This window comes from Tenacibaculum larymnensis, from assembly GCF_028829235.1.
Classification (GTDB): domain Bacteria; phylum Bacteroidota; class Bacteroidia; order Flavobacteriales; family Flavobacteriaceae; genus Polaribacter; species Polaribacter larymnensis.
In genome coordinates, this window is sequence record NZ_JAIWJY010000023.1 from 1 (window position 1) to 2,311 (window position 2,311).

Below are 2,311 nucleotides of genomic sequence, written 5' to 3' on the forward strand. Positions count from 1 at the left end.
GTGTCTTTTTGGGTTAAATAAGCTTATTGGTTTTTTAAATTTTGTTTTAGGAATAATATATGGGTGGATTGCTCACGTTAAATACAACAATATATACTTGACTATAGCTGTGATTCTTGTAATGTGGGCTGCTAGTATTAATATTATATATAGAGCTAAAGTACTATACAAAGCTTTTAGCAAGCAACATCAGACTAAAAAGTAAACTCTTTAAAGCATAAAAAAACCACAGTTAGTAACTGTGGTTTTTTGATTTCATATAATGATTATTCACCATCATCAACCATTTCCCAATCATTTGTCTCTGGATTTTTCTCAAATGAGAAGCCATAAGGAGCTAGTAAATTAGCTTTGATACTTTCATCTATAGCTATAAGCTGTTCTGATGATACTAATTTAAAGTTATCAGGATTGTCTAGATAGTTATCGTCTTCATTTCCTGAAAAAACTCTCCATCCACTATCTCCTTCATTTTCTGATTCCTCCCTATACATCCAAGCAGGTGGTTCTTTATCTTTTAAAATTTTGTTACTAATAAATATTGCTCCTATATTTAGTTCCATATAAATTCAATTAATTATTTTTCTTCGTATTTATGACTTCTATTTGTTGACGGCAGTTCAGGTCTATATCTATCAGGATCATTATATCTTTCCTTCATTTGATCCCATGTTAATTTACCATCTTTATATAATTGCCAATCTTTTCTAAATTCGTGACCTGGCTTATGTCCCATATCCCATTGACCATTTCTCTTTTTAGATTTATTCCAAGTTATTTCTTTTCCTGTTGGGTCAATAACCTTGCCATTACTATTTTTATTAGCTTCCCAAGTCTTGTTAATAGTACTTTTTCTTAAATGTGGTCTTCTTGGTTTAGCGTTAGGATTTGGACCTTTTTTATTTCCTTTACTTGTAAGTGCTGCATTAACAGCTGCTTGTGCAACATCTAAAGCAGAAGCATTGGGGTCATTAGCTGTTGCGATGGCATCATCTATAGCATTTGCTCCAACGAAAGAAAGAGCAATAAATGTTACATCTTGTACTACAGCCCCAGAAGGGTCGCTATCATACATAGCATCACTAGCAGGATTAATAATACCACCAAAATCACTATCATTAAATTGACCTGACCTTATATCATTAGAGGGTGCAACACTTGATGATATCGTTACCCAATTCTGCGCTGTTCCATAATTATGAGAAGTACTATCACCTATTGGTATAGGAGCTCTATTTACAGGTTCATGATTCACAATATCTCCACCCGCTGTTGGCGCACCTTCTAAGCCTTCCAACTCAATCTTCCAAACAGGACTATTATGAGCAAATTGATAAGTAGATATTGATAGATAGTCTTCACTTACTGGGTCTACTCCAAAGAACCTACCTATTTCAGGATTATAGTTTCTATAACGGAATGATAACCAATTTAAGCCTAAATCTTTATTTATCTCTTGACCTAAATATGTCTTATAATTATTTTCAGACCCTATGATATTGCCATTATATCCTTTTTGTTTTAATCCAAAAGGGTAAGGGTTACTTTCCTGTAGTATTTCTGTACTAGGTGTAATAACACCATCATTATTAGCATCTGTATATGATAATCTTACAGAGCCTAAGTGGTCGGTATAATTATATACGTAGCTAAATGTTCCATTATCATTTTTTACATAACCTTCAGGATGAGAGAACTGTTTTAAAGTATTGTTTTCGTAAATGAAGTTTCCTGCATAATCTGTTATAGTTTCAGAACCATTTTCATTTTTAATCTTTCTTACTTTTCTCCTGTCTGCTGCATATATGAAACGTACCTTTTGAGTATCGGAGTTGTTTAATTTAACTTCCGTAGGCATTCCCATATAATTATAATTAACACTTGTAATGCCTTTATTTAAGTCTTTTATCAGGCTACCATTTGCATCATAATAGTAATCATTACCAGATTTATTATCGTCTTTAAAACCGTAATTATTGTTACCACTATCAGTAACATAATTTAATTGATTACTGTTACCATATGAGTACACTAGTTTATCCATATCGGTAAATACAGAACCTCCTTGATACCCATTTCGGTTTAGACTTAAAATGTTTCCATTCTTATCATACGTAATTCCCGATACATTATAATTCGAGTTTGGAGTTCCTGTTGCACTGACTAATCTATTAAGTGGGTCATAGCTATATTTATATCCTCTAGTACTGGTATCTACATTTAAAGTGCTCCAAGAAGTTTCGCTTATATTCCCGTTAAACAGGGCTGTTGCTCCGTTTTGAGGCTTGTTGTAGTTGATAGTAAAGTTAAA

3 protein-coding genes are annotated in these 2,311 nt (G+C 32.8%); 1 reads left to right on the forward strand and 2 read right to left on the reverse strand.

Going from position 1 to position 2,311, the window contains the following annotated elements; all coding sequences use genetic code 11:
• Window positions 1-205: hypothetical protein (locus tag LCI24_RS16825; RefSeq protein WP_274641414.1), on the forward strand; the 205-nt coding region annotated here is incomplete at its 5' end.
• A 61-nt stretch (window positions 206-266) separates the two neighbouring features.
• Here LCI24_RS16825 and LCI24_RS16830 read toward each other — a convergent pair.
• Together LCI24_RS16830 and LCI24_RS16835 are read right to left on the reverse strand one after the other, a co-directional pair.
• Window positions 267-563 carry a DUF2185 domain-containing protein gene (locus tag LCI24_RS16830; protein ID WP_274641415.1) on the reverse strand — a complete coding sequence of 99 codons (297 nt, stop codon included), beginning with the start codon at window positions 561-563 and terminating at the stop codon, window positions 267-269.
• 14 nt (window positions 564-577) lie between these two features.
• Window positions 578-2,311: GH-E family nuclease (locus LCI24_RS16835; protein ID WP_274641416.1), on the reverse strand; the 1,734-nt coding region annotated here is incomplete at its 5' end.

Coding starts and splice junctions, on each gene's coding strand:
- LCI24_RS16830 (WP_274641415.1), bottom strand. CDS start 563: ATGGAACTAAATATAGGAGCAATATTTATTAGTAACAAAATTTTAAAA.